The 24,514-nt window shown below is 71.1% G+C and carries 16 protein-coding genes; 11 read left to right on the top strand and 5 right to left on the bottom strand.

The features are described 5' to 3' along the window. Window positions 1-51 precede the first annotated feature (51 nt). The 6 genes from gpmA (at window position 52) to NNJEOMEG_RS02040 (ending at window position 10,083) form a co-directional block, all read left to right on the top strand. Entirely contained in the window at window positions 52-801 is a 750-nt protein-coding gene (gene gpmA / locus NNJEOMEG_RS02015; protein WP_173080771.1) for a 2,3-diphosphoglycerate-dependent phosphoglycerate mutase, read from the top strand. 369 nt (window positions 802-1,170) lie between these two features. Then, entirely contained in the window at window positions 1,171-2,334 is a 1,164-nt protein-coding gene (gene wecB, locus NNJEOMEG_RS02020) for a non-hydrolyzing UDP-N-acetylglucosamine 2-epimerase (protein WP_173080773.1), read from the top strand. Between the two features lie 10 nt (window positions 2,335-2,344). Further along, window positions 2,345-4,615: a glycosyl transferase family protein gene (locus NNJEOMEG_RS02025; protein ID WP_173080775.1), complete on the top strand. Its 2,271-nt coding sequence runs from the start codon at window positions 2,345-2,347 to the stop codon at window positions 4,613-4,615. Beyond that, entirely contained in the window at window positions 4,609-7,656 is a 3,048-nt protein-coding gene (locus NNJEOMEG_RS02030; RefSeq protein ID WP_173080777.1) for a tetratricopeptide repeat protein, read from the top strand. Before NNJEOMEG_RS02025 ends, NNJEOMEG_RS02030 begins: the two co-directional genes overlap by 7 nt. Then, a complete protein-coding gene (locus tag NNJEOMEG_RS02035) occupies window positions 7,653-9,041 on the top strand; it encodes an NfrA family protein (protein ID WP_173080779.1) in 1,389 nt (462 codons plus the stop codon). Before NNJEOMEG_RS02030 ends, NNJEOMEG_RS02035 begins: the two co-directional genes overlap by 4 nt. Before the next feature lie 19 nt (window positions 9,042-9,060). Beyond that, on the top strand, window positions 9,061-10,083 hold the full coding sequence (locus NNJEOMEG_RS02040; RefSeq protein ID WP_173080781.1) for a DUF4434 domain-containing protein: 1,023 nt from the start codon (window positions 9,061-9,063) through the stop codon (window positions 10,081-10,083). A gap of 159 nt (window positions 10,084-10,242) precedes the next feature. Here the strand turns inward: NNJEOMEG_RS02040 and NNJEOMEG_RS02045 are convergent, their stop codons facing one another. Next, entirely contained in the window at window positions 10,243-14,475 is a 4,233-nt protein-coding gene (locus NNJEOMEG_RS02045) for a hypothetical protein (RefSeq protein ID WP_173080783.1), read from the bottom strand. 68 nt (window positions 14,476-14,543) lie between these two features. Here NNJEOMEG_RS02045 and NNJEOMEG_RS02050 point away from each other — a divergent pair, with 68 nt between their 5' ends. Next, window positions 14,544-15,638 carry an A/G-specific adenine glycosylase gene (locus NNJEOMEG_RS02050; RefSeq protein ID WP_173080785.1) on the top strand — a complete coding sequence of 365 codons (1,095 nt, stop codon included), beginning with the start codon at window positions 14,544-14,546 and terminating at the stop codon, window positions 15,636-15,638. Between the two features lie 61 nt (window positions 15,639-15,699). Here the strand turns inward: NNJEOMEG_RS02050 and NNJEOMEG_RS02055 are convergent, their stop codons facing one another. The 4 genes from NNJEOMEG_RS02055 to NNJEOMEG_RS02070 form a co-directional block, all read right to left on the bottom strand. Next, on the bottom strand, window positions 15,700-17,823 hold the full coding sequence (locus NNJEOMEG_RS02055; protein ID WP_173080787.1) for a sensor histidine kinase: 2,124 nt from the start codon (window positions 17,821-17,823) through the stop codon (window positions 15,700-15,702). A 2-nt stretch (window positions 17,824-17,825) separates the two neighbouring features. Continuing rightward, on the bottom strand, window positions 17,826-18,836 hold the full coding sequence (locus NNJEOMEG_RS02060) for an ABC transporter substrate-binding protein (protein ID WP_235956797.1): 1,011 nt from the start codon (window positions 18,834-18,836) through the stop codon (window positions 17,826-17,828). 32 nt (window positions 18,837-18,868) lie between these two features. Beyond that, window positions 18,869-19,783: a dihydroorotate dehydrogenase gene (locus NNJEOMEG_RS02065; RefSeq protein ID WP_173080789.1), complete on the bottom strand. Its 915-nt coding sequence runs from the start codon at window positions 19,781-19,783 to the stop codon at window positions 18,869-18,871. A gap of 94 nt (window positions 19,784-19,877) precedes the next feature. Next, window positions 19,878-20,657 (bottom strand): iron-sulfur cluster-binding protein, encoded by a 780-nt coding sequence (locus NNJEOMEG_RS02070; RefSeq protein ID WP_173080791.1) that lies wholly within the window; start codon window positions 20,655-20,657, stop codon window positions 19,878-19,880. A 198-nt stretch (window positions 20,658-20,855) separates the two neighbouring features. Between NNJEOMEG_RS02070 and NNJEOMEG_RS02075 the strand changes: the two genes are divergently transcribed. From NNJEOMEG_RS02075 to NNJEOMEG_RS02090, 4 genes are read left to right on the top strand one after another with little or no spacing between them, the layout of a single operon-like run. Continuing rightward, window positions 20,856-22,052, top strand: coding sequence for a Crp/Fnr family transcriptional regulator (locus NNJEOMEG_RS02075; RefSeq protein WP_173080793.1), 1,197 nt, complete (start codon window positions 20,856-20,858; stop codon window positions 22,050-22,052). Beyond that, complete coding sequence (locus tag NNJEOMEG_RS02080; protein ID WP_173080795.1) at window positions 22,049-22,828, top strand: motility protein A; 780 nt, start codon at window positions 22,049-22,051, stop codon at window positions 22,826-22,828. The genes NNJEOMEG_RS02075 and NNJEOMEG_RS02080 overlap by 4 nt, the downstream gene beginning before the upstream one ends. Before the next feature lie 9 nt (window positions 22,829-22,837). Further along, a complete protein-coding gene (locus NNJEOMEG_RS02085; RefSeq protein WP_173080797.1) occupies window positions 22,838-23,674 on the top strand; it encodes an OmpA family protein in 837 nt (278 codons plus the stop codon). After that, window positions 23,671-24,483, top strand: a complete 813-nt coding sequence (locus NNJEOMEG_RS02090) for a tetratricopeptide repeat protein (RefSeq protein ID WP_173080799.1) — start codon at window positions 23,671-23,673, stop codon at window positions 24,481-24,483. Before NNJEOMEG_RS02085 ends, NNJEOMEG_RS02090 begins: the two co-directional genes overlap by 4 nt. Window positions 24,484-24,514 lie beyond the last annotated feature (31 nt).

A 24,514-nucleotide genomic window follows, 5' to 3' on the forward strand; every position in this document is an offset into this window, starting at 1 on the left:
AGCCCGAACGTGTTATGAGGGGCCATCTTCCCCACCGACCCCGGAGGCCCCATGCACAAGCTCGTGCTCGTCCGCCACGGCCAGAGCCAATGGAATCTGGAGAACCGCTTCACCGGCTGGACCGACGTGCCCCTCTCGCCCCTGGGCGTCCAGGAGGCCCAGGCCGGGGCCAAGGCCCTTATGGACGCCGGGCTCGACTTCGACCTCTGCCACACCTCGCTGCTCAAGCGCGCCGTGAAGACCCTGGACATCATCCTGGAGGCCATGGACCGCATGTGGCTTCCCGTCGTCAAGGACTGGCGGCTCAACGAGCGCCACTACGGCGCGCTCCAGGGACTGAACAAGGCCGAAACGGCCGCGAAATACGGCGACGCACAGGTGTTCGAGTGGCGCAGGAGCTACGACGTGCGCCCCCCCGCCCTCGATGCCGACGACCCCCGCCACCCCCGCTTCGACCGGTGCTACGCGGCCCTCTCCCCGGACCAACTCCCTGCCGTGGAATGCCTCAAGGACACCGTGGCCCGCGTGATGCCCTGCTGGCACGAAGAGCTGGCCCCGGCCGTGCGCTCCGGCAGCCGCTTGCTGGTGGCGGCCCATGGCAACTCCCTGCGCGCCCTGGTGAAATACCTCGACGGCATCAGCGACGAGGCCATCGCCCAGCTGAACATCCCCACGGGCGTGCCTCTGGTCTACGAACTCGACGAGAACCTGAAGCCCCTCACGCACTACTACCTGGGCGACCCCGACGAGATCGCCCGGCAGGTGCAGGCCGTGGCCGACCAGGGCAAGGCGCGGGCCTGAGTCCGCGCCCGATTGGCCAGCCTAACAGCGTGAACTTCCTGCGCGGACGGCCCCGAACGCCCTCTACCCGAGGGCGGAGCGCGCGGGAGGCCGGCGCGCCCGCGACGACGCCCTTGCTTTCTGCTCCGGGATCGTGTCCGTCGCCCCCCGCCGGGCGGAGAATCATTCCTTCCTGGCACAGGAGAGCAAAAGACTCGCTGGACGCCCGTCGCCACTGTTGATAATGTTTGGGAGGGGAGGGTTTTCCAGGCATACCCTCCCCTCCCGCAGCGGCGCTCCTGGTCGCGGAGCCCGGCGGCGGCTCCCGGTTCACCGTGGCGTTGTAGTAGCCCGCACTTTTTCCACTTTCAAAAGGGTTGTTGGTCGACCATGAAGAAACTTCGGATCGCCGTCGCTCTCGGCACGCGCCCGGAGGTTGTGAAACTGGCCCCGGTGGTCAAGGTCCTGCGTTCGCAGCCCGAAACCTTCGAGGTGTCCGTGCTTTCCACCGGACAGCACCGCCAGATGCTCGATCAGGCCCTGGCCCCCTTCGGGCTGGAGGTGCAGACAGACCTGCGCCTCATGCGCGAGAACCAGACCCTGCCGGACCTCACGGCCCTGGCGCTCACGGCCGTCACGGGCGCGCTGGCCTCGCTGCGCCCGGACATGCTCCTGGTGCAGGGTGACACCACCACGGTGCTGGCGGCCTCCCTGGCGGCCTTCTACGCCCGCGTGCCCGTGGGCCACGTGGAAGCGGGGCTGCGCAGCCACGACATGGCCAACCCCTTCCCCGAAGAGGCCAACCGCAGGCTCACCAGCGTGCTGGCGGAACTGCACTTCGCCCCCACGCCAGGGGCCGGGGCCGAACTCCTGCGCGAGGGCGTCGCGGCAGACCGGGTGGTGATCACGGGCAACACGGTGGTGGACGCCCTGCTGGAGCTGTCCGCCAGGCCTTTCAACCCGGTCGGGACTCCCCTGGAGGGCCTGCCCCTGGAGGGCAAGCGCGTGGCGCTGGTCACGTCGCACCGCAGGGAATCCTTCGACGGCGGCATAGAGCGCATCTGCCTGGCCCTGGCCGAACTGGCCCGCGCCTTTCCCGATCTGGCCGTGGTCTACCCCCTGCACCTCAACCCCAACGTGCGCCGCGCCGCACGGAGCATTCTGGAAGGCTGCCCCGGGGTGCACCTCACGGAGCCCCTGGACTACCCTTGCATCGTGCACCTGATGCGCCGCGCAGAGCTCATCCTCACGGACTCCGGCGGCATCCAGGAGGAGGCCCCGACCTTCGACACCCCGGTGCTCGTGCTGCGCACGGTCACGGAGCGCCCCGAAGCCAGCCAGCGCGGCCAGGCCGTGCTGGTGGGCACGGACAAGGACCTCATCGTGGCCACGGCCTCGCGCCTGCTCACCGACCCCGCCGCCCGCGCGGCCATGACCGGCAAGGGCAACCCCTACGGCGACGGCCGCGCCGCCGGGCGCATCGCCCGGGCCATCCAGGGCTGGGCCGGGGGGCAGACGCCCCCGCTGCCGCCGGAGCTTCAGTTCGTTCCGTAGCGAGTGCGCCATGTCGACGTTCGATCTCTCCATCCCCTACGCCCTGCTCGGGCTCAAGCTGTTGCTCATCCTGCTCTCGCTGGTGTTCTTCGTCAGCGGCATCGACGAGCTCTTCTTCGATTGCGTCTACCTGGTGCGCCGCATCTACAGGAAGCTTTTCATCCTGCCCAAATACGAACCCCTTACGGAAGAGAAGCTCCTGGCCGTCCCGGAAAAGCTCATCGCGGTGATGATCCCCTGCTGGGACGAGTCTGCGGTGATCCGCAAGATGCTCACCAACACCATCCGCAGCGTCAACTACTCCAACTATTACATTTTCGTGGGCACCTACCCCAACGATCAGGCCACCCAGCGCGAGGTGGAGCTCGCCCGGGAAAGCTTCGACAACGTCCAGCGCATCGTCTGCCCCAAGGACGGCCCCACCAACAAGGCGGACTGCCTCAACTGGGTTTACGAGGGCATCAAGGTCTTCGAGAAGGACCACGGCCTCACCTTCGAGATTTTCGTGATGAACGACTCGGAGGACATCGTGCACCCGCTCTACCTCAAGCTCTTCAACTACCTCATCCCGGCCAAGGACATGGTGCAGCTGCCCGTGTTCCCCCTGCCCGGCGTCTGGTGGAACCTCACGCGCGGGCACTACCTGGACGAGTTCGCCGAGAACCACTCCAAGGACATGACCGTGCGTGAGGTCCTGAGCCGCAGCGTGCCATCGGCGGGCGTGGGCAGCGCCTACAGCCGCCGGTCCCTGGACACCCTGGCCGCCGAGACGAACCATCAGCTCTTCAACATCAATTCCCTCACCGAAGACTACGATTTCGGCATGCGCCTGGGCAAACACGGCTTCAAGCAGATCTTCGTGCGCCACGCCATCCGCCGCACCGTGAAGAAGCGCAGGCTCTTCGGCGGCATGCGCGAGGTGGAAACCCGCGAATACGTGGTGATCCGGGAGCTTTTCCCCGGAACGCTCAGCACGGCCGTCCGCCAGAAGTCGCGCTGGGTCATCGGCATCGCGCTCCAGGGCTGGGCCTCCATCGGCTGGCAGGGGGGGTTCTGGTCCTGCTACATGCTCGCGCGCGACCGCAAGTCGCTTCTCACCAACCAGGTGAACATGCTGGGCAACATGCTGGTGCCCGTCATCGGCGGCTTCTGGCTCTGGAAGACGCTCAACCCCGACGGCTACCGCTATCCGCCGCTGGTGGTGGAGAACACCCCCCTCTGGACGCTGCTGATCATCAACATGTTCTTCCTGGTCTGGCGCATGCTCTGGCGCGCCGTGTACACCGCGCGCATCTACGGCCCCCTGCAGGGCCTGCTCTCCGTGCCCCGGCTCTTCTGGGGCAACCTCATCAATTTTTTCGCCACCCTGCGCGCCATCCGCATGTATGTGCGCTACCTCATCACCGGCAAGATCATCGCCTGGGACAAGACCGCCCACGTCTACCCCAGCGAGGACGAACTGCGCGCCTACCGCCGACGCCTGGGCGACCTGCTCCTGGACAAGCGCTACGTCACCGTGCAGCAGCTCGACGAGGCCCTGGAACTGCAGAAATCCACCGGACAGTCCCTGGGCGAGGTGCTCCTGGCCAGGGGGCTCATCGGGGAGGACGACCTGGTGCAGACCCTCGGTCTGCAGTTCCGCCTGAACACCTCCCGGATCGACCCCTATGCCGTGCCCGAGGACGTGCTGGAGCTCATCCCCAGGGAGGTCGCCCAGGCCAACGACATCTTCCCCCTGGGCCTGGAACCAGCGGGGGCGCTGCGCATCGCGGTGCTCACCCCCCTGGCCGGGCCGGAGCTGCGCCGCCTGGAAGAGGCCCTGGGACGCCCCTTGGAGATGGTGCTCGCCTCCAAGAGCGACATGGCCTTCGCCCTGCGACGCGGCTACGAAAGGCTCGATGCCCCGGACCCCGCCCAGGCCACGCCCCTGGGCGAACGCCTGGTCAAGGGCTGCGTGATCACCCCGGACCAGCTCGACGACGCCCTGCGCACCCAGCGGCGCGGCTACTCCCGCCTGGGCGACATCCTCGTTCTGGAAGGTTCGCTCCCTGCCGGGAAGCTCAACAAGGCCGTGGCGGAGTTCTACAAGGGAACGGGCGCTCACGGCCGTTTCGGGGACTTCCTGGTGGAGAAAGGCTACGTCACGCAGGCCCAGCTGGACGCGGCCCTGCGCATCCAGGCCAAGAGAGCACGCTTCCTGGGCGACATCCTCTCCGACATGGGCGTCCCCGCCGGGGACATCGACGCTGCCCTCAACGGCAAGGGGGCGTCCCGGTGCTGAACCCGGCCCGATCCTCCCCCGGCCGCCTCCGACGGGGCCTGACGGTCCTGGCGGCCCTCTTCGCGCTGGCCTCCTGCCCGGCGTGGCGGGGCATGGCGCTGGCGCAGAGCGTGCCGGACTCCGTGACCCTGGAGGGCAACTGGTTCCAGCGCGAGCTCACGCGGCTCAAATCCTTCCCGCACCTGGACAAGGCGTACCGCCTGCTCGCCCAAGGCAACCGGAGCGAGGCCGTCAGGGAATTCCAGAGCTATCTGGCCCTGGTTCCCGGCGACACCAAGGTGCAGGAACTCCTGGCGGGCCTGCTGGCCGAGGAAGGCCGCGCCGAGGAGGCTCTGCGCCAGGCCGAGGCCGTGCTGGCCGAGCGCCCCGGCCTGCCGCGCATGCGCCTGATCCGGGCCAACCTCCTGGTCCGCCTGGGCCGCGACGACGAGGCCGCCAAAGACTTCGAACAAGCTCTCGCGGATGGCGGCCAGGACCGGGAGCTTGCCCTCCAAGCCGCCTCGGGTCTGGCCGGAATCCGCCTGCGTCAGGGCCGTCCCGCCGAGGCCCTGGCCCTGTTGGAGGCCCTGGACAAGCCCGTTCCCGTCACCTCGCCCGTGGCAACGCTCCTGCGCGCCCAGGCCCTGGTGGCGCTGGGTCGTCCGGTCGAGGCCCAGGCCCTGCTGGCAAAGTCCCTGGAGGCTGCCGCCACGCCCCAGGACAAGGCCGAAGTGCTGGACCTCTGGGCCAAGGCCCTCGAAGACCAGGGGGACCTGGAGGGCGCGCGCGAGCGCCTGCTGGAGAGCCTGCGCACGGCCCCGGGCAGGGCCGCCGCCCTGCGCGCCCTGGCCGAGAACGCCATCCGGCGCAAGGCCCCGGAGGAGGCCGTGGAATACGCGCGGCAAGCCGAGGCGGCAGAGGCCTCCCCGGCCGCGCGGGAGCTCGCGGCCAACGCCCTGCTCCTGGCGGGACGCCCCCGCGAGGCCGCCCAACTGCTCGAGAAGATGGCCGCCGAAACCGCCGCCCAAGTGGAGCGCGATCGCCTGACCCTGCGCGCCGCCAACGCACTCGCCCTTGCCGGCGACGACGCGGCTGCCGCCGAAGCCTACGCGCGCGCCGCACAGAGCGGCCGCGAACCCGGCGCTCTGGAAGGGCTGGCTGCGGCCTTCGAGCGCCTGGGCCGCTTCCAGGAAGCCGCCGACGCCCTCCAGAAGGCCCTGGACGCCTTCCCCTCCGGCGAGCGTCTGCTGCGCCTGGCCGGGCTGCGCAACAAGGCGGGAGACCCCACGGCCGCCGCACGGCTGGTGGAGCGGGCCCTTGCCGGGGAGCTGGCCCAGGAGGCGCGGGCCATGGCCTTGGAGGAACTGGGTCTCCTTCAGGAAGAAGCCGGGAAGAACGCCGAGGCGGCGGAGGCATGGAAACAGGCCCTCGCCTCGCGACCGGGCGATCCCACGCTGCTCGCCCGGCTGGCTGCCGTCAGCCAGCGCATGGGGGACATCCGGGCCGCCCTGGGCTACGCCCGGGCCGCGCGCGACGCCAAGCCGGACCTGGAGACCACTTCCTCCCTGGCCGTGCTCACGGCCCTCTCGGGCCAGCCCGGCCAGGCCGCCGAACTGCTGCGCCAGGCCCTGCCCATGGCCCAGGGCAGACCCGAAGAGCAGGCGGACATCCTGGAGCGGCTGGCTGTGTTGGAGGCCATGACCGGCCGCCACGACCTGGCCGCCCAGGATTTCGTCAAAGCCTACGACGCGCTGCCCGGCAAGGGCTCCCCGGAGCTGCTGGCCAAGGCCGCCGGGGAATGGCTGGCCGCCGGGCAGGACGGACAGGCCCGCGCCGTGCTGGAGCGCCTGTTGCGCCTGCCCGGGCTCTCGCGGGAGGTTCGCGCCCAGGCGCAGGCCCGGGAGGGGGCGCTCCTCCTGCGCCAGGGCGACATGGCCCGTGCCGCCGCGAGCCTGCGCGAGGCCCTGGGTTCCGGCGCCCTGCCGCGCCTCATGCGCCTGGACGCCCTGGCTTCCCTGGCGGCCCTGGAACAGCGCGAGGGCAACGCCGACAAGGCCGTGGAACTGCTCGAACAGGCCATGCGCGAAGGCATGGAGCCCTGGCGCGCGCGCCTCTCCATGGGCCTGGCCCTTTTCCAGGCCAAGCGCTACGCCCAGGCCCTGGAACAGCTCCAGGCCGCCCAGCGCGACCGCCCCGGACCGCGAGTCTCCCTGGCCGCGGCCCGCTGCTACGAGGCCCTGAACAAGCCTGGGCTGGCCATCCGCGCCATGCTGGAGGTGATGCCCAGGCAGTCCGGGCTCTCCGAGGAGGAGCAGCGCGAATACTTCTTCGCCCTGGGCAACCTCTACGCCCAGACCCAGGACGAACGCCGCGCCGCCGAGGCCTACCGGCAAAGCCTCGCCTACCGGGAGGTCCCGGCCGTGACCATCCGGCTGGCGCGCATGGAGCGCCTGCTGGGCAGGCCCGAGGAGGCCCTTCACCTGCTGCGCCAGGCCCAGGCCCAGGCCGGGATGCTCCCGGAACAGGCCCAGGCCCCCGGGAGCAGGCCCGTGGAGACGGCCCTGGCGGACGCCCCGCCGTCCGCCCGCGCGCCCAAGGCCGCCCCCGGGCAGCAGGGCGCTCCCGCCGCCGCTGCGCCAGGAGCCAGGACGGAGGCCCCGGCCGAGGCCAGATCGACCGGCGAGGCGCAGCGCGATCCCACTGCGTCCCCGGCGTCCGCGCCCGCCCGCGAGCAGGCTTCCGCCGCGCAAGACGGCGTCCGGCCCGTCCGGGTGATGTTCCAGCAGTCTCCCTCCGGGGACGCCGTGCTACTCAAGGGCGTGCCCGCGGACGCCCGCCCGGCCGTCGCGCTCTTCGACGCGCCCTGGAGGCTCGTGGTGGACCTGCCGGGCGAGTGGACCATCGAAACCCCCGGCGCGGCCCCGCCCGCGGGAAACATCCAGCGCGTTCGCGCCGCCAGACACCCCGGCAAGCTGCGCGTGGTGCTCGACCTGGCGGAGAAACCCGGCGGACGCGCCCTGGAGTCCACGCCGGAAGGCCTGGTTGTGAGGCTCTCCAGATGAAACCGACCTTTCACTCCCTACGCGACGCGCCGCGCATCTTCGCGGCCCCGGCGCTTGTCCTGGCCCTGGCGGTCGTCCTGGCCCTGGGCGTCGCCCGCGCCATGACCGGCCCCGATCCCGTGCCGCCGCCCTCCGCCAAGTCCGTGCAACTCAGCCGCGACGACCAGCTGCTGCTGTACGCCGAACTCTCCAAGACCCTCATGGAGCTCAAGCGCCCCGAAGAGGCCGAGACGGCCCTCCAGGCCTCCCTGGCCTTGGAGCCCACGGCTTCGGGCTATTCCGAGCTGGCCAAGGCCTATCAGAGCCAGGGCCGCAACGACCTGGCCGTGGAGGAATACCGCAAGGCCCTGGCCCTGCGCGAAGACCCCCAGGACCTGGCGGACCTGGGCTACTGCCTGCTGGCCCAGGGCAAGCGCAAGGACGCCCTGACCGCCTGGGACAAGGCCCTGGCACTGGAACCCGAGCGCCTGCGCCTCTGGGAGGACGCGGGCTACGCCGCCATGGTCCTGGCCCGCAACGACGCGGCCAAGCAGTACTTCAAGGCCGCCATCGACAACCAGCCCCTCTACCCCGCCCGCGACGAGGACGAGGCCCGCCGCACCCGCGAAACCGTCCACCGTCTGCGCCAGGAGGTCACCAAGCTCGACGAGAGCCTGAGCCTCACGGCCTACCTGACCTACTACACCAGCCGGGCGGGCCAGTCCGACGCGCCCGGCGGCCAGGGCGGCATCTACCAGCCCTCCGTGAGCGGCGTGGAGGCGGCCTGGACCCCGCCCGTCATCGGCCTGCGCGACGACCGCCTCTTCCAGGTGGTGGCCCGCCTCAACTGGACCCTGGAACGCCAAAGCATGGCCTTCGACCCGGACTCGGCCCAGGGCGCGGTGGGGCTGCGCTACAAGCCCTTCAAGAGCCAGAACGTCTCCTTCGGGGCCGAACGGCTCATCAAGATCGGCAAGAACGCCGAGGACAACTGGCTCCTGCGCGCCATGGGCTCCTGGGCCGACGGCTACGGATTGGACCCCGAGCGCTCCAACTGGAACTTCAGCTACCTCTACCTGGAGGCCGACCGCTACCTGGAGAATCCCGCGCGATTCCTCTTTAACGGCGAGGTCCGCCAGGGCTGGAGCTTCAAAGTGGCGCGCAACGCCACGCTCACGCCGCACCTGGTGGCCAATGCGCGCATCTGGACGCCCGACGACAACAGGCTCTCCCTCTGGGAGGCCGGCGTAGGGCTCTCCTTCAAGTACCGCTTCAACGAGACGAAATACACCACGCCGCGCTCCTATCTGGAGGTGCTGGCGCAGTACAAGGCCGGACGCCTCTACAACAGGACCACCGACCAGGGCGTGGACGGCCTCTACCTGACCACCATCCTGCGCTATTGACCACGAAGGCCACAACGTCATGACACCGCGCCACGCCGCCCTCACCCTGGCCCTCCTCTGCCTGCTGGCCGCCGCCCTGCCCCCCGGGCACGCCCAAGCCGGGCCGCCGCGCTTCCAGGCCACCTTCTTCCAGCCCCTGCGCGGCCACGAACAGTGGCCTCCGGAACGCTTCGAGCGCCTCTTCGACGAACTGGCGGCCCTGGGCGTGCGGGAAGTGGTGGTGCAGTGGTGCGCCTTCGGCAGGACGCGCTTCCTGGCCGACCCCTCCGGGCGCGACGCCGAGGCCCTTCCCCTGCTGGAACGGCTCTTCCCCCTGGCCGAGGCCAGGGGCATGCGCCTGCGCCTGGGCCTCGTCCACGACCCGGAGTGGTGGGCCAAGACATCCCGCTCCCCCGACGTGGTGGAGGTCTATCTCAAGCGTCTGGAACTGGACTCCCTGGCCCTGGCCAAGGACCTGCTCGCACGTTTCGGCGGCTCCCCGGCCTTCGCCGGGTGGTATCTGCCCCAGGAACTGGACGACGTGCGCTGGAACGGGCCGCGCCGCGCCCTGCTCAGCGCCCATCTCAAGGGTCTGGCGGCGGGCCTGAAAAGCCTGGACCCGGCCCGCGACGCGGGCGTCTCGGGTTTCGTCAACGGCTTTCTGGACCCTTTGGCCCTGCGCGAATGGTTGGTGGAACTCATGAGGGAATCGGGGCTGGCGCACTTCTACCTGCAGGACGGCGTGGGCGTGCGCAAGCTCACTCTGGCGGAGCTGCCTCCCTACCTGGAGGCCGCGTCCCAGGCCGCCGCCCGGGGGGGCTGGACGCTCCATCCCGTGGTCGAGGTCTTCGAGCAGACCCACGGAGAGCCCCTCGATCAGGAGCCCTTCCAGGCCCGCCCGGCGGACATGTCCCGCGTGGCCGCCCAGCTGGCCGCGGCCGGGCGCTTCGCCCCGGAGGGCATCACGGCCTTCTCCCTGCCCGAATATGCCATGCCCGCCGACGGCCCCCTGGCGGCGGCCCTCAACGCCGCCTACCGACGCTACCTGGCCTCGGGGCGCTGAAACGGACAGAGAGCACTCCCCGGCGATCTCCTAGCAGGCCGCGTCGCGGTGCATCGGCCCGAGCACGTTCGTGCCGGACTCATCGGACGAGGCTATCCCCCCGAGCCTTGCCGTGCGGCGTCCGGGCAGACGGCGGAGGGCGACGCCTCCAACCGCCCGTCAGGACCGGGGCTCTCCCTTATCCGGTGGGGGCGAGCCCTGCGTGACGCCGCCCGGGGCGCTCCCGGCGGGGGCTTCCCTTCCGGACGCGCCGCGCCGCCACGGCCACGAGAACACCGGCCTGCGCCAGACCCCGCCCTCGCTGTAGCACTCCCAACCCCAGCGCAGCCACCCCGACAGCGACCACGCCAGCCACATGGACCACGCGAGCATCAGCCCCCGACGCCACCAAGCGGGCACGGTGAAAGCCCCGGCGTCCGGCAGTTCGCCCGGCACGCGCCCGAAGTCCCACGCCAGACTCCAGGGGGTGGAGCCGTTGCCCGTCACGGCCAGGGCCGGATCGCCCAGAAGTCCCGAGCGTACGGCCTCGAAGAGGCAGGCCAGCCCTGCCAGGACGGTCACCGCCAGGAGCGTCTGGAGCAGATCGAAACCGAACCTCCCCGCCGGAGCGTGGCCGCGCCGCCAGCCCAGGGCCAGAAGCCACGCCACCGCGGCGGCCGCCACCTCGGGCTGCGTCTGGGAGAGACCCAGGCCCAGGAGCAGCCAGTGGCGGAAGCGCAGAGGCGTCCAGGGGATGCGCCCCAGGAGCGTCGCCGCCAGGGCCACCCCGGCCAGCGTGCCCCAGAGCGTCACGGCCGGGGCGAAGGGTGTGTCGCCCCAGACGAAGAGAGTCAGGCGGTCGCGGGGCAGCTCCAGCTGCAGGCGCGCGTTGGCCGCCGGATGACCCAGGTCCACGGCGGGCAGGGTGGCCCGCCACAGGCCCCGCGCCTCCTGCCGCCATGAGACGCGCGGCTCCGAAGCCCCGGGCGGCAGGGTCAGGGCCAGCTCGCCGCCGGGGCCGGGCGTCCAGGACGCGGGTCTGCCGCCCAGAGTAACGCCGGTAACCTGGGCGTCCGGGGGCAGGCGCAGCACGTGGCGGCCGCCCAGGGCCGAGCGCAGGCGCAACTCCAGGACGGCCTCCTCGGAGCGCTCGCCGGGCGAGGCCTTGAGCCTGGCGGCGTCGATTGTCAGGCTCTCGCCGGGCGCGGGGGCGGGCCGCGTGACCGCGAGCGTGACCGACTCGCCGGGCCAGGGCCGCCAGAAGGGGGCGAAACGCCCCTGGGCGTCCCGGGTGGCGACCGGGACCACTCCTGCGAAGCGCACTTCCCAAACCGGCGAGGCGGAGAGCTTCCAGGACTCCACCCAGTCCACGCCCTGGGGGGCCTTGAGTTCCAGGCTCGGGATCACGTCCAGACGCGAGCGCCAGCTCACGCGCTCCTGCCCGGCCGCCAGCACGGCCACGGCGCGGCCATCCTCCACGCGCACGCCCTGGCCCGTCACCGTCTCGCCCGGCAGCAGGGGCACCGGAACGCTCAGGGGCTCCCCCCCTCCCGAGAGGCGGCGCACCGTGGTGACGGCGCTCCAGGTGAGCCCCAGTTCCAGGGAACGCTCCACCTCCAGGAAGGGCGGCACGGCGGAGGCCAGCGCCCCCGGCGCGTCCTTCCCGGAGGCTGCCGGATCCTGCCGCCTTGTGAAGCGCAGGCCGCCCTCCAGAGCGCCGTCGGGACCGATGCCCAGCACGCTCCAGCCCGGGGCGCGGGCCTCGGCGAGCTTGGGCGGCACGGGCGAGGAAATCGTGAAGGACGCGCCCGAGGGGGCAGGCCCGGCGAGCACCACCGTGTGCGCTCCCGGCTCCAGGAGCACGCAGGCCACGCCGTCAAGGAAGAGCACGGCGGCGGGCCTGCCGTCCACGCTCACCTGCCGGGGCCGCCAGCCGTCCCCCGCGCCGGGCAGGGGCAGCGCCAGGCGCGCGGCCGCCCCGGCCCAGACGGTCATGGTGAGGGTCTGGGCGTCCAGGGCCACGCCGAGTCGCGAGACGCCCGCGCAGTGGGGCTGGCACTCGGCGGGCCTGAGCAGGCGCGCGCGCAACTCGTCGAGCATGTCCTTGGACGGGATGTCCCCTGCCTGGGCCGGGGAGGCCAGCAAGGCCAGGAGGCACGCCGCGACGGCTGCGGCGCGGGGCGAGGCCTTGCCGCGCACTGTCAGAAGCCCCAGGGCCGCCAGGATCAGCGCGGCGCGGGCCAGGTGCAGGAAGGCGTTGACCACGGGCGGCACGAGAACGAGCGACAGACGTTCCGAGGGCTCCACCGGCCCGGTCCAGGAGAGGCGAACCTCCCGCCAACGCCAGAGGGGAAGCCCCGGGCCGGTCTGCACCAGGCTGTTGGGGTCCTGCTCCAGTCCGGCGCGGCCACCCGGTGGGGAAGGCTTCACGGCGGGCGGGGCCGGGGGCGACGGCGCGGCGGGCTGCTCCTCGGAGGGGGCGGCTTCCTGCATGCGCAGGGCCAGGGAAGCTCCTTCCGGGCCCGATGCCTCCGGCGCCGATGCGTCCGGTTTCTGAGCGCCGGTGGCCTGGAGGGCGGGGGCGGGCGCGGGAGCCCTGGCCGGGGCCGCCTTGCGCCGCACGCCTTGGGCCTCCCAGGGCGTAGGACCGGAGAGTTCCTCCAGTTGCGGGTGCAGCCCGAAGCGCGCCTGTTCCAGGGCGAAGGGCAGCGCCGTGACCGCCAGCAGGGCCACGGCCAAGGTCTTCAGGAACCCCGCCATCCGCGCGCCGCCGGACATGCGCGCGAAGCCCCTCTCCAGGGCGAGGGCGGCCAGGAGCGGCAGCCACTGCCACACGGGCGCGCCCTGCTCGTGGAGCGACACCGCCAGGAAGGCCAGGAGCGCCCCCCCGGCCAACGGGCGGCCCAGCTTCCAGGCGCACAGGGGGATGAAGAGCGCCAGGAAGATGTCCATGAGCGACCAGCCGTCCGCCCAGGAGCCCTCGGCCCGCTCCGGGCCTGAAGCCGCAAGGAGGCTCCACCCCGGGGGCAGCTCCAGCACGGCCGAGAGCGAGGAGACGCGGGCGTCCCATCCAGAGGCCGGGAGCGCCGCGCCGCGCCCGGGGGAGCGCGATTCGGCCGTGAGGTTCAGCTCCGCGCGCCTGAGCACCACGCCGCGCGCCACGCCGCCCTCGCCCCCCAGGAGCACCACGGGCTGGTCGCGCCCGTCCAGGGTGGCCCGGCCCAGCTCTCCGGGGGGCGTCATGGCCAGGGTCCAGCCCCGGTCCCCGGAGCCGCCCAGGCGTCCTTCCAGGCGGTCCTGGACGGTGAAGCCCCGGCCGTCGGGGTCCAGCCAGAGGCGGCGGGCCAGGGACGGTCCCTGGCCCTGGGCCGGGGGCTCGCCGCGCCGGGCCGTGGCCAGGACAAGGGTCGCGCCGTCCGAGGCGGCGTAGGCCTGGTGGCGCTTCCAGGCGGCGGGGAGGTCGGTGGTCTTGGGGTCCACGGGGGGCAGGCCCGAAAGCAGCGCCTCGCGCAGGGGGGCGTCCGGGGCGAAGGCCCAGACCTCGGGGCCGAAGGGCAGGCGCAGGGGGCCAACCGAGGCCGGATCGCCCGTGAAACGGCTCTCGATCTCCACCTCGTGGCGGCCCGCCCCGGCCAGCACGCTCACCCTGCCGTCCGGGCCGAAGCCCACGGGCACGGGGGAGCGCACGGCCAGGGGCTCGGTGCCGGGCAGGAGCAGGCCGTCCAGCTCCAGGGTGCGGGCGCGTCCCGACACGTCCAGTCGGGCCAGGGTGACCATGCGCACGGGCACGCCGTCGCGCAGCAGCCGCAGGACGTTCACGCGCAGGGAATCCCCGGCCGGGACGGCGGCGCTCCCCGGGGCGGCCAGCTCCAGCCTGCCGTCGCCTGAAAGCCTCGGCGCGGCCACCGGGGCCCTGTCCAGGACCAGCTCGACCAGGCCCGTGCGCGGCGGCACGTTGAGGAAGGCCGGGCGGGATTTCCAGGAGAGCCTGCCCGTCACCTGCCACTCGCCGGGTTCCAGGCGCACCCCGGGCACGCCCCCGGCGTCCAGCACGGGCACGGGCTTTCCGAACACCTTCACGTCCTCCGGCCAGAGGCCCTGGCCCCACGGCAGGCTGACCAGCGACGGGGAGAACACCCGCCAGACCATGGAAAAACCGGCCCCCGAACCGTCCGCCGCGACGGATAGCCACGTGGGGAATAGGCACTGTCGCCTGGTGGGATCCTGGGCCAGGGGCGGGCAGAGGGCCTCGTCCTGGCCGTGGAGCGCCCAGCCCTCCCAGGGGGCCAGCTGGGCCGGGAGCCAGCGACGCTCCTGAGCCTGGGCCTGAGCCTGGGCCGACGGGGGCGTGAAGGCCAGGAGCACGAGGACGAGAACGGCCAGGACCAATGCGAGGGGCGCTGTGCGGGGCATGGGCTCTCCGTGGTCGACGGGTCGGGGCGATTGGGATATAGCGCGCTTCGCTCCTTTTGGAAACGCCCATGGTCCACGATCCCCGACTCAGCGCCCCCCTGCTCCACTGGTTCGCCGCTTCCCGGCGCGCCCTGCCCTGGCGTGACGGCCACGACCCCTACCGCGTCTGGCTCTCGGAAGTGATGCTCCAGCAGACCCAGATGGAGCGCGGCGTGGACTACTTCCTGCGCTTCACCCGGCGCTTCCCGGACCTGGCCTCCCTGGCGGCGGCGGACGAGGCCGAGGTGCTCAGGCTCTGGGAGGGCCTGGGCTACTACCGACGCGCCCGCAACCTGCACCTGGCCGCCCGGCTGATGGTGGAGCGCCACGGCGGCCGCGTCCCCGACGACAGGGAAGCCCTGCGCGCCCTGCCAGGCGTTGGCGACTACACGGCCGGGGCTGTGCTGGCCATCGCCTACAACCGCGACGAACCCGCCGTGGACGCCAACGCCGAACGCGTGCTGGCCCGGCTGCACGACGTGGCCGACTCCCCGCGCGACGCCAAGGGCCGCAGGCTCTTCCGGGAGCTGGCCCTCGGGATCACCCCGCCAGGCCGCGCGCGGGAGGCCGTGCAGGCCGTCATGGAGCTGGGCGCGCTGGTGTGCACGCCGCGCGCGCCGCGCTGCGAGGCCTGCCCCCTGTCCGGGGAGTGCCGCGCCCTGGCGGCGGGGGTGGTGCTGGAGCGCCCCGTGCTGCCCGGCCAGGCGCGCGTGACGCCCATCGGCATGGGCACGGCGGTGATCCGCCACCGGGGGCTCGTTTTCGTGCAGCGCCGCCTGGACAGGGGCGTGTGGGGCGGCCTCTGGGAGTTCCCCGGAGGACAGATGGAGCCCGGAGAGCATCCACGGGACACGGCGCGGCGCGAGGTGCGCGAGGAGACCGGCTTCGAGGTGGAGATCAGGGACAAGCTGGCGGTGATCCGCCACGCCTACACCCGCTACCGGGTGACCATGCACGCCTTCCTGGCCGGATTTCCCGAGGACTCGGACCCGCCCGAGCCCGTGCTCACGGCAGCCCAGGAGTGGCGCTGGACGAGCCTGGAGGGACTGGCGGGCCTCACCCTGCCCGCGCCCATGCGAGAGCTGGCCCAGGCCATGGCCCGCGACCCCAGGTTCGCGGGCTGAGCCCGCCCTGCCCGGTCGCGGACGGGCCGCCTCCCGCCGCCGCCCCGGGCGTGGACGGCTTCTAGGCCGTCGCCGACGGCAGCTTCACCCGGAAGAGCGCCCCCTTCCCCGGGGTCGACTCCACCGTGATGCTCCCCCGGTGATTTTCCGAGACGATGAAGTAGGCCACCGAGAGCCCCAGCCCCGTGCCCGTGCCCACGCCCTTGGTGGTGTAGAAGGGCTCGAAGACGCGCTTGCGGATCTCCTCGGGCATGCCCGGGCCGTTGTCCTCGATCTCGGCCACGGCCATGCCGTTCTCTTCCCTGGTGCGCAGGGTGATGCGCGGCCCCTCGCCCTCGTTGGGGCGGTCCCTGAAGGCCTGCGCCGCGTTGCGCAGGATGTTGAAGAACACCTGCTCGATCTCCATGGGCTGGCAGCGCGCCGTCACGGGCTGGGCGGAGTAGTCGCGCACGATCTCGATGCGCTTGAAGTCGTACTGCTTTCTGAGGTCGTAGTCGCCCCCGGCAAGTTCCACGGTGCGGTCCAGCAGATCCGAGAGGCGGCATTCGCCGTATTCTCCCGCGGACTTGCGCGCGAAGCCCAGCATGTTGCTGACGATGCGCGCCGCGCGCACCCCTGCCTCGTTGATGGCGTCCAGGAACTCGTTCACCCCGCGTTCGCGCAGGTAGACGGCCAGGGCCGCCAGGTCGATGCCGGACCGGCCCGCCTGCTGTTCGTTGGCCGCGAGCCCGGGCTCCAAACGCCTGCGCACCACCTGCAGGGCCTGGAGGATGGAGGCCAGCGGGTTGTTGATCTCGTGGGCCATGCCCGCGGCCAGCCCGCCCACGGAGATCATCTTCTCGGTCTGGATCATCATCTCCTGGAGGCGCAGGCGTTCGGTCACATCCACCAGGGCGGCCACCGCGCCCGACGCGGCAAGGCCGGAACCCGCCACGGGCGCGGCGCTCATGGCCAGGAGCCTGCGTTCCCCGCCGGGGGACTCGTAACTCAGGGCCTGGTCCTGCACGGCGCGTCCGTCCGTCAGGGCCAGGCGCACGGGCAGGGCATCGGGATCGAGGGGCTGCCCCTCGCGGTCTCGCAAGGCGCGCGTCCAGGCGTCGCCCGGCGCGCCCTCCAGGGGGAGCCCCAGGATCTCCCGGGCGCGCTGGTTCATGTAGCGGGTGTCCCCGTGGGCATCGAAGCCCACGATGCCCACGGGAGTGGTCTCGGCCAGGACGCGGTAGCGGTCCTCCGAGGCGCGCAGCCCGGCCACGGCCCTGCGCAGCATGGCCAGCGCGATGCCCACCAGGGCCAGCACGCCGGCCGCGATGAGCCCGTTCATGGTTGCCAGGTTCTCGGCGGGTCTGAGGAACTCGTTCTCGTCCACCACGCCGACCAGGAGCCACCCCGTGGAGGCGTTGACCTGGCCCATGCAGAGCCTGCGGCCCCATACGCCTTCGTAGCGGGCCACATGCCCGGGAGGGGCCGAGCGCAGCTCCACGGAGACGCCGTAAACACGGTTGAACTCGCGCTCGCGCCGCCAGGAGGGCGCGGCAAGGAGTTTGCCGTCGCGATCCAGGAAAACCGCACCGCCCGACCGGCCGATGCGCACGCCGTCCAGAATCTCGCTGCCGAGCGGGGCCACGTCCGTCACCAGGATCAGCAGGCCCTCCGGGGCCTTGTCCTTGGCGGCCAGGGGCGCGGCGGCCACCACCACGGGGCGTCCCGTGTACTTGCCCGCTTCCAGGGACTCCAGGATCACCTCGCCCTCCATGACGCGGCGGAAATAGGCGCGGTCCCCCACATAGACGTTGCCCACGGCGCGTGGGTCCGAGGAGGCGATCACGTTGCCGTCGGCCGTGGCCACGAAGGCCCGGCTGTAGCCGTGGAGCCGCACCCGATCCTCCATGCGGCGGCTGGCGGCCTCGCGGGCGGAGCGGCCCAGGTAGCTCTCGCGCAGGGCCAGCAGGAACACCTCCTCCTGGCTCCAGACGGCGGCGCTGGCCTTGATGTCCTCGGCCTTCTCGGTGAGCTCCCGGTCGATGAACCAAAGGGTCTGGGACATCTGGGCCAGGGCCATGGACTCCACGGAGCTGCGGGTGTGCACGTAGGTCAAGGCCGTGGAGAGCACCATGCCGATGAAGAGCACCGTGACGATGGGGGCCAGGTAGCGCCGGACCAGCGGAGGTTGGACGCCGGGATCCATGGCTACTCCACCACCACGCCGGCCGCTTCGATGATCTCGAAGGGCACTGTCATGCGCAGGCGTTCCGCCGCGCGCAGGTTCACGAACACCACGCCCGTGGCGTTGCCGCGCACCGGCAGTTCGCCCGCGGCGCGCCCGGACTCCAGCACCTCGCGCGTCATGAGCCCGGCCAGGTAGCCCTGCTCGTGGGCCGACTCCAGCACGCCGCAGAGGACGCCGTGATCCGGCGTGAAGTCGGCGAAGCCCAGGGTGGGCAGCCGGTTCTCGGCGTTGGTCCAGGCCATGACCTCCTCGGGTGGGACGAGGCGGCCCGTGGCCTCGTCGCGCAGGGTGTGGTAGACGCCCAGGGCCAGGGCGTCGGACGTTTTCTGGCAGGCCGCCACTTCGGCCTTCCAGGCCTGGAAGCCGCGCACCGTGCGCACGCGCTCCAGGTCAAGGGCGTACGGGGCGTGGGCCGCGAGGTCCTCGGCAACGGAGCGCCCGGTGTCCGAATCGTCGGTCAGGAAGGCCACGGAGCGCGCCTCGGGCGCCAGACGCCTGAGCAGCTCGAAACTCTCGCGGAAATGGAAGCGCTCGCGCACGCCCGAGACGTTGGATGCCGGATAGCCGTAGGACGCCGGAGGGGCGTTGACCCCGCAAAATATCACCTGCGGGCGCTCGCGCCCGGCCAGGAAGGGGCGCACCACCCAGGCCTGGGCCGCGTCGTCGGCGGCCACCACCACGTCGGGGTCGAAGGCCCGGATGCGCTCCCACGCGGCCTTGCCCGCACGGGCCTGGACCGCCGCGTCGGCGCGCTTGGCGTCCAGGTAGAAGCTCTCGAAGGCCACGTTCAGGCCGACCAGGGCGGCGCGCAGGCCCTGGTCCACGTTCCTGGTCCAGACGTACCCTGCGTCGTAGCTGTGCAGGATGAACACGCGCCAGGGCCTGCCGGTCCCGGCGCTTTCCGAAAAGGCCGGACTCGGCAGCAGACAGACGGACAGCAGGAGCGCGGCCACGGTCTGGAGGGTCTTCACGGCCGCCTCGCGTGTCCTGCAGGGCGCGGCCGTCAGCCGACGGCCAGGCTGCCCCGGAAGGTCGAAAGGTCGGTGATGCCCAGGGCCTGGGCGGCCAGGGGCAGTTCCTCGGCCAGTCGGAAGGAGAAATCCGGCCGCAGGAAGTTGGCCGTGCCCACCTGCACGGCGCCGGCCCCCACCAGGATGAATTCCAGGGCGTCCGTGGCCGAACTGATGCCGCCCATGCCCACCACGGGAATGGACACCGCTCGGCTCACCTGCCACACGCAGCGCAGGGCCACCGGCTTGATGGCCGGCCCCGACAGGCCGCCCACCACGTTGGCCAGGCGGGGCTTGCGGGTGCGCACGTCCACGGCCATGCCCGTGAGCGTGTTGATGAGCGAGATCGCGTCCGCCCCCGCGCCCTCCACGGCCTTGGCCACGGCCACGATGTCCGTGACGTTGGGCGAGAGCTTCACCATCACGGGCTTGGACCCCGCGCGCGCCTTCACCGCCTCGGTGACGCGCGCCGCCAGGGCCGGATCCTGCCCGAAGAGCACGCCGCCCGCCTGCACGTTGGGGCAGGAGATGTTCACCTCCAGGGCCGCCACGCCCTCGGCGGAGGCCAGGAGCCCGGCCAATTCGGCGAACTCCAGGGTGTCGCAGGCGTAGAGGTTGGCCACCACGGGGGTCTCGCGCCAGGGCAGCCCCGGCAGCATCGACTTGAGGAAGCGCTCGGCCCCGCAGTTCTGCAGGCCGATGGCGTTGAGCATGCCCGAGGGGGTCTCGGCCAGGCGCGGCACGGGGTTGCCCTCGCGGGGCTTGAGCGAAAGCCCCTTGACCACGATGCCCCCCAGGGAGCGCAGGTCGCCGTAGGGGGCGAACTCCAGGCCGTAGCCGAAGGTGCCCGAGGCGGTCATGACGGGGTTCTTGAGGGTCAGCCCCCCCAGGTCCACGCGAAGATCCATCGAAAACTCCGGTCGGCGGCGGCGCTCGGGCCGCGCCGGTGCGTCACGTTGTTGGCGCTTGGCGCCGGGAGGCCCCGCAAAGGCCCGGCCCAGCCTAGAGCGTCACCTTGTCGGCCCAGAACACCGGCCCCTTCACGCAGGTCTGCACGCGGTGTCCCTCGGGGTTCTCCGCCACGCAGCCCAGGCACGCGCCCACGCCGCAGGCCATGCGGTTCTCCAGCGACACCTGGGCGCGCACGCCGTGCTTGTCCGCCAGGTTCTTCACCGAGCGCAGAAGCGGCGTGGGGCCGCAAGCCAGCACCAGTCCCCCGGCGTGTTCCGCGATGCGCTTCTCCAGCAGCTCCACGAAGCGCGGGATGTCCTCGGGGGTTTTGTCCTGGAAGGACTCCACGGCGATCATGGCCCCCAGTTCGTCGTAGGGATAGCAGGAGCGCGGCGGACGGTGCCCGAAGAGCAGCGCGAGCTTCCCCGGGGTGGGGTGCGTGGCCGCATATTCCACGAAAGGCGCGATGCCGATGCCGCCGCCCACCAACAGTGTTGGCGCGCCGGGCTCCACGGCGAAGCCCTGGCCCAGAGGCCCCCACACCGTGACGGGCTCGCCCGGGGCGAGGCGCGTGAAGGCCGCCGTGCCGCGCCCGGCCACGAGGAAGTGGAAGACGATGCGGTCGTCCAGGGCTCGGGAGATGGAAAGGGGCCTGGCCCAGAGGGGGTCAAACCCCCAGGCGGGCGGACGCAGCATGGCGAACTGGCCGGGTTTAACCCCCGTGAATCCGGGGTTTTCCAGTTCCAGTCGCCAAAGCCCGTTGGCCAGGCCCTCCGGCCCGGCTGGTGCGACGGCCAGCACGGGCACGTCGCGGCAGTGTCGATGCGGCATGTTTCGCTCCTGCACCATACCTTAGCCCCCCGTAAGGCCGTTGTAAATGTTTTCTCCCCGAAGCGCGCTCCGCCTTGTTTTCCCGGGACTTTACGTATAAGATTGACAAGAGAGGGGAAACCGCGCCTTCCGCCCGGCAGGCCGGGTTCGCGGCGTCTCCACGGGGCCGTCGCGGCCTCCAGGAAGTGCGGAGCATCCATGATGAAGAAAGCGGACGTGGGGGACAAGACCAAGACCTTCCACAAGGGACAGGCCATCTACAAGGAGGGCCAGTCCAGCGGAGAGGCCTACATCATCACCCAGGGGGCCGTCGGGCTCTACAGGCTCGCTGGCAACAAGCGCGTGACCCTGGCGCTTTTGCGCCCTGGCCAGATCTTCGGCGAGATGGGCGTGATCACCGGCGAGAAGCGCACCTCCGAGGCCCTGGCCCTGGACTATACCGAGGTCATCGTCCTGGATCAGACGCTCTTGCACACGCTGCTGCTCAAGAGCCCCCGGCCGGTGCAGATCATCACCTCCTACCTGGTGGAGCGCGTGCGCGCCCTCAACGCCCTGGTGCCGGAGCGTTCCAGCTCCAACACCTTCGCCTCGGTGTGTTCCGTCATCCTCCTGGCCTGGCGCGCCGCGGCCAGGAGCGGACCCAAGAGCGAGGCCGCCCAGATATCCACCGTGGAGCTCTCGCGCACCATCAAGGACATCCTGCTCATCACCCAGACCGAGATCGACGAGGTGCTCGAAAAGCTCGCGCGCGTGCACATCGTGGACATCGTGGACGTGAAAGGCACCTACTACCGCACCGATCCGCTCCTGGGCACCAAGAAGAAGTCCGGCGAGTTCGTCAAGGAGCGCCTGCTCTCCATCCCCGACGCCGAACGCTTCGCCCGCGTCTCGCGCAACATGGCCCAGGACAACCCCGACGCCAACGGCGCGGAGCTCGAATTCATCGACCTGGACGACTTCGCCCGGGCAGTGGACGCCCAGCCCGAGACCATCCTCAAAAAGATCGCCTACGGCGAGGTTCCGCCCGCGCTCTTCCACTTCCACAAGCGCCAGGCCCTGGCCTTCGCCGCTTCCAAGGGGCAGGACTACTTCCAGCGCGCCAAGCGCCCGCGCCTGAAGGTGGAGGACCTCCAAAACGTCGACGACGTGGTCGGCGTGGACAACGCCACCCTGGAGGAGGCTCTCTCGCGCCTGGGCTTCTACAAGGTGGGCGTGCTGGCGGCCCTGGCTGGGGACGAGGCCCGCCAGAAGATCTACGCCAACCTCTCCAAGAAGATCGCCTCCGTGGTCAGGGAGGAGGTCCAGCGCATGCCCGAGCCCGATCCGGGCGAAGCCTCCGACATCGAGGACGAACTCATCGGGCTCATCAAATCCATCAAGGGGATCAGCGGGTGAACGTCGCCACCGTCATCGGGTTCGTAGCCGGCATCATCATCCTGGGCACGGCCACCTATTTCGCCACGGACTCCGCCCGGGTGTTCCTGAACCTTCCGGGCCTGGCCATCGTGCTGGGCGGCACGCTGGCCTCCACCTTCATCTGCTTCCCGCTCAAGGAAGTGGCCCGCGTGTTCAGCATCTTCCTCACGGCCCTCAAGCGCGAGGAGCTGCCCATCGGCAACTACATCGAGTCCATCGTGGACATCGCCCGCGAGGCCTCCATGCGCGGCAAGGTCCACCTGGAGAAGACCCTGCCCGGCATCGAGAACGAATTCCTCCAGAACGCCCTGCAGATGCTCGTGGACGGCTACTCCCGCGAGGAGATGAAGGAGATTCTGGAAACGCGCATCGAGCAGACCTACCAGCAGGAGCTCTCCAGCGCGGGCATCTACCGCACCATGGCCAAGCTCTCGCCCGCCTACGGGCTGATCGGCACGCTCATCGGCTTCATCGGCCTCATGCAGGCCATGGGCGGCGGCCAGCTTGCCTCCCTGGGCCAGCACATGGCCGTGGCCCTCACCACCACGCTCTACGGCATCCTGCTCTCCAACCTCTTCTTCCTGCCCATCGCCGTGAAGGTGGAAAAGCGCATCGAGGAACGGGTGCTGCTCATGTGCGTCATCCGCGACGGCGTGCTCTTCATCAAGGACAAGACCCCCGCCGCCATTGTCTACGACAAGCTCAAGGCCTACCTGCCGCCCAGGCGCTGGGCCTCCATCGGCATCCGCCCCTAGGCAGCCGCCATGCTCATGTTCCAGAAACTGCGCGGCCGCTTCAAGGACGAGGACGAGGGCACCTGGTTCATCTCCCTGGCCGACCTGCTCACCCTGCTCCTATGCTTCTTCGTGGTGATGCTCTCGGTCTCCAGCGTGGACCAGGACCGCTACCGCAAGGTGGCCCAGTCCATGGAAGCCGCCCTGGCCGCCGAAAAGGCCAAGCGCCAGGCCCTGGCGGAGCGCCAGCCCGACCGCCCCATGGGCAGTTCCCTGCACCCGGAGCCCGTGCCCGACGGGCAGTACTATCCCGTGATCCAGCCGCCCCTGCCGCCCCAGGTCTACCAGTCCGTGGGCGACCCCGTGGCCGGTCCCGGGCAAGGCGACGGCCCCGGACCCACCGCCCGCCTGAAAACCCTGGACGAAATCGAATCCGAGATGTCCGTGCGCTTCGCCAAGGACCCCGCGGGCATCCAGGTGGAGAAGCGCCAGGGCGGCGTGGCCATCACCCTCAAGGGCGCGGTGCTCTTCCAGAGCGGCAGCGCCGACCTCGCGCCCTCGTCGCGCCCCTACCTGGACTCCATCGCCCAGTCGCTGCGCGCCACGCCCTACCGCGTCACGGTGGAGGGCCACACGGACAACCTGCCCATCCAGTCGTTCCTGTTCCCCTCCAACTGGGAGCTTTCGGCGGCGCGGGCCTCCCGCGTGGCCCGCTACCTCATCGACCACGGCGTGCCCCGCGATCGCATCCAGATCGCGGGGTTCGCCGAAACGCGCCCCGTGGCCCCCAACGAGAACGCCCAGGGTCAGCCCCTGCCCGACAACCAGGCCCGCAATCGCCGCGTGGTCGTGCAGATCAACCCTTGAACGCCTGCTCCGACACTCTCGACTGCGGGCCGGAAACCGCCCCGCCCAAGCTCAGGGGCATCTTTTCCACGCCCGGCATACCGGGCGACCCGGCCAGCGGCGAGGCCAAGCGCTTCTGGTTCGCCCGCGAACAGGAGGACGGCGTGATCAGCGCCCAGCTCCTGGACGAACACCACCTGCCCACCCAGCGACAAATCATCGAACCGCGCGAGAGCTTCCTGGAACGCTTCACCCTGGAGCCGGACCTGGGCTACCGCCTGCTCACCCAGCGAGTGCTCATCGGCGACCACTTCCGCAACCAGGGCAAGAACGTCGAGGCCAAGATCGAGTACCAGAAGGTGCTGCGCATCGACGAGGAGAACATCCGGGGCACCTTCGGCCTGGGTCTGGCTTATCTGGCCCTCAACCAGCTCGAAAAGGGCCGCTACGCCTTCGAGAAGCTCGTGAAGCTCGACGAGAGCTTCGCCGCCGAACACAAGCACCTCTTCAACGACTTCGGCATCGCCCTGCGCAAGCGCGGCCTCTTCGAGGAGGCCCTGGCCTTCTACCACCGGGCCAAGGCCCTGTGCGCCGACGACGAACACCTGCTCCTGAACATCGCCCGGGCCTGGTTCGAGAAGGGCGACACGGAACACGCCTACCGGGAACTCGGCAACTGCCTGGACCTGGACCCGCACTTCCGCGAGGCCCTGGCCTTCCTCCACTATCTGCGCAAGAACAACATCCTCCCCAAAGACCCGGAGCTGCGCGCCCACTTCGACCGCGAAGCCCTCAAACGCAGCGAACTGGCTGGCCTGGCCGGGGAGTGAAGGCGTGATCCGCTACGCCATGCGCCACGAG

The organism is Fundidesulfovibrio magnetotacticus (assembly GCF_013019105.1).
Lineage (GTDB): Bacteria > Desulfobacterota > Desulfovibrionia > Desulfovibrionales > Desulfovibrionaceae > Fundidesulfovibrio > Fundidesulfovibrio magnetotacticus.

Coding starts and splice junctions, on each gene's coding strand:
- gpmA (WP_173080771.1), top strand. CDS start 52: ATGCACAAGCTCGTGCTCGTCCGCCACGGCCAGAGCCAATGGAATCTG.
- wecB (WP_173080773.1), top strand. CDS start 1,171: ATGAAGAAACTTCGGATCGCCGTCGCTCTCGGCACGCGCCCGGAGGTT.
- NNJEOMEG_RS02025 (WP_173080775.1), top strand. CDS start 2,345: ATGTCGACGTTCGATCTCTCCATCCCCTACGCCCTGCTCGGGCTCAAG.
- NNJEOMEG_RS02035 (WP_173080779.1), top strand. CDS start 7,653: ATGAAACCGACCTTTCACTCCCTACGCGACGCGCCGCGCATCTTCGCG.
- NNJEOMEG_RS02040 (WP_173080781.1), top strand. CDS start 9,061: ATGACACCGCGCCACGCCGCCCTCACCCTGGCCCTCCTCTGCCTGCTG.
- NNJEOMEG_RS02045 (WP_173080783.1), bottom strand. CDS start 14,475: ATGCCCCGCACAGCGCCCCTCGCATTGGTCCTGGCCGTTCTCGTCCTC.
- NNJEOMEG_RS02050 (WP_173080785.1), top strand. CDS start 14,544: ATGGTCCACGATCCCCGACTCAGCGCCCCCCTGCTCCACTGGTTCGCC.
- NNJEOMEG_RS02055 (WP_173080787.1), bottom strand. CDS start 17,823: ATGGATCCCGGCGTCCAACCTCCGCTGGTCCGGCGCTACCTGGCCCCC.
- NNJEOMEG_RS02065 (WP_173080789.1), bottom strand. CDS start 19,783: ATGGATCTTCGCGTGGACCTGGGGGGGCTGACCCTCAAGAACCCCGTC.
- NNJEOMEG_RS02070 (WP_173080791.1), bottom strand. CDS start 20,657: ATGCCGCATCGACACTGCCGCGACGTGCCCGTGCTGGCCGTCGCACCA.
- NNJEOMEG_RS02075 (WP_173080793.1), top strand. CDS start 20,856: ATGATGAAGAAAGCGGACGTGGGGGACAAGACCAAGACCTTCCACAAG.
- NNJEOMEG_RS02085 (WP_173080797.1), top strand. CDS start 22,838: ATGCTCATGTTCCAGAAACTGCGCGGCCGCTTCAAGGACGAGGACGAG.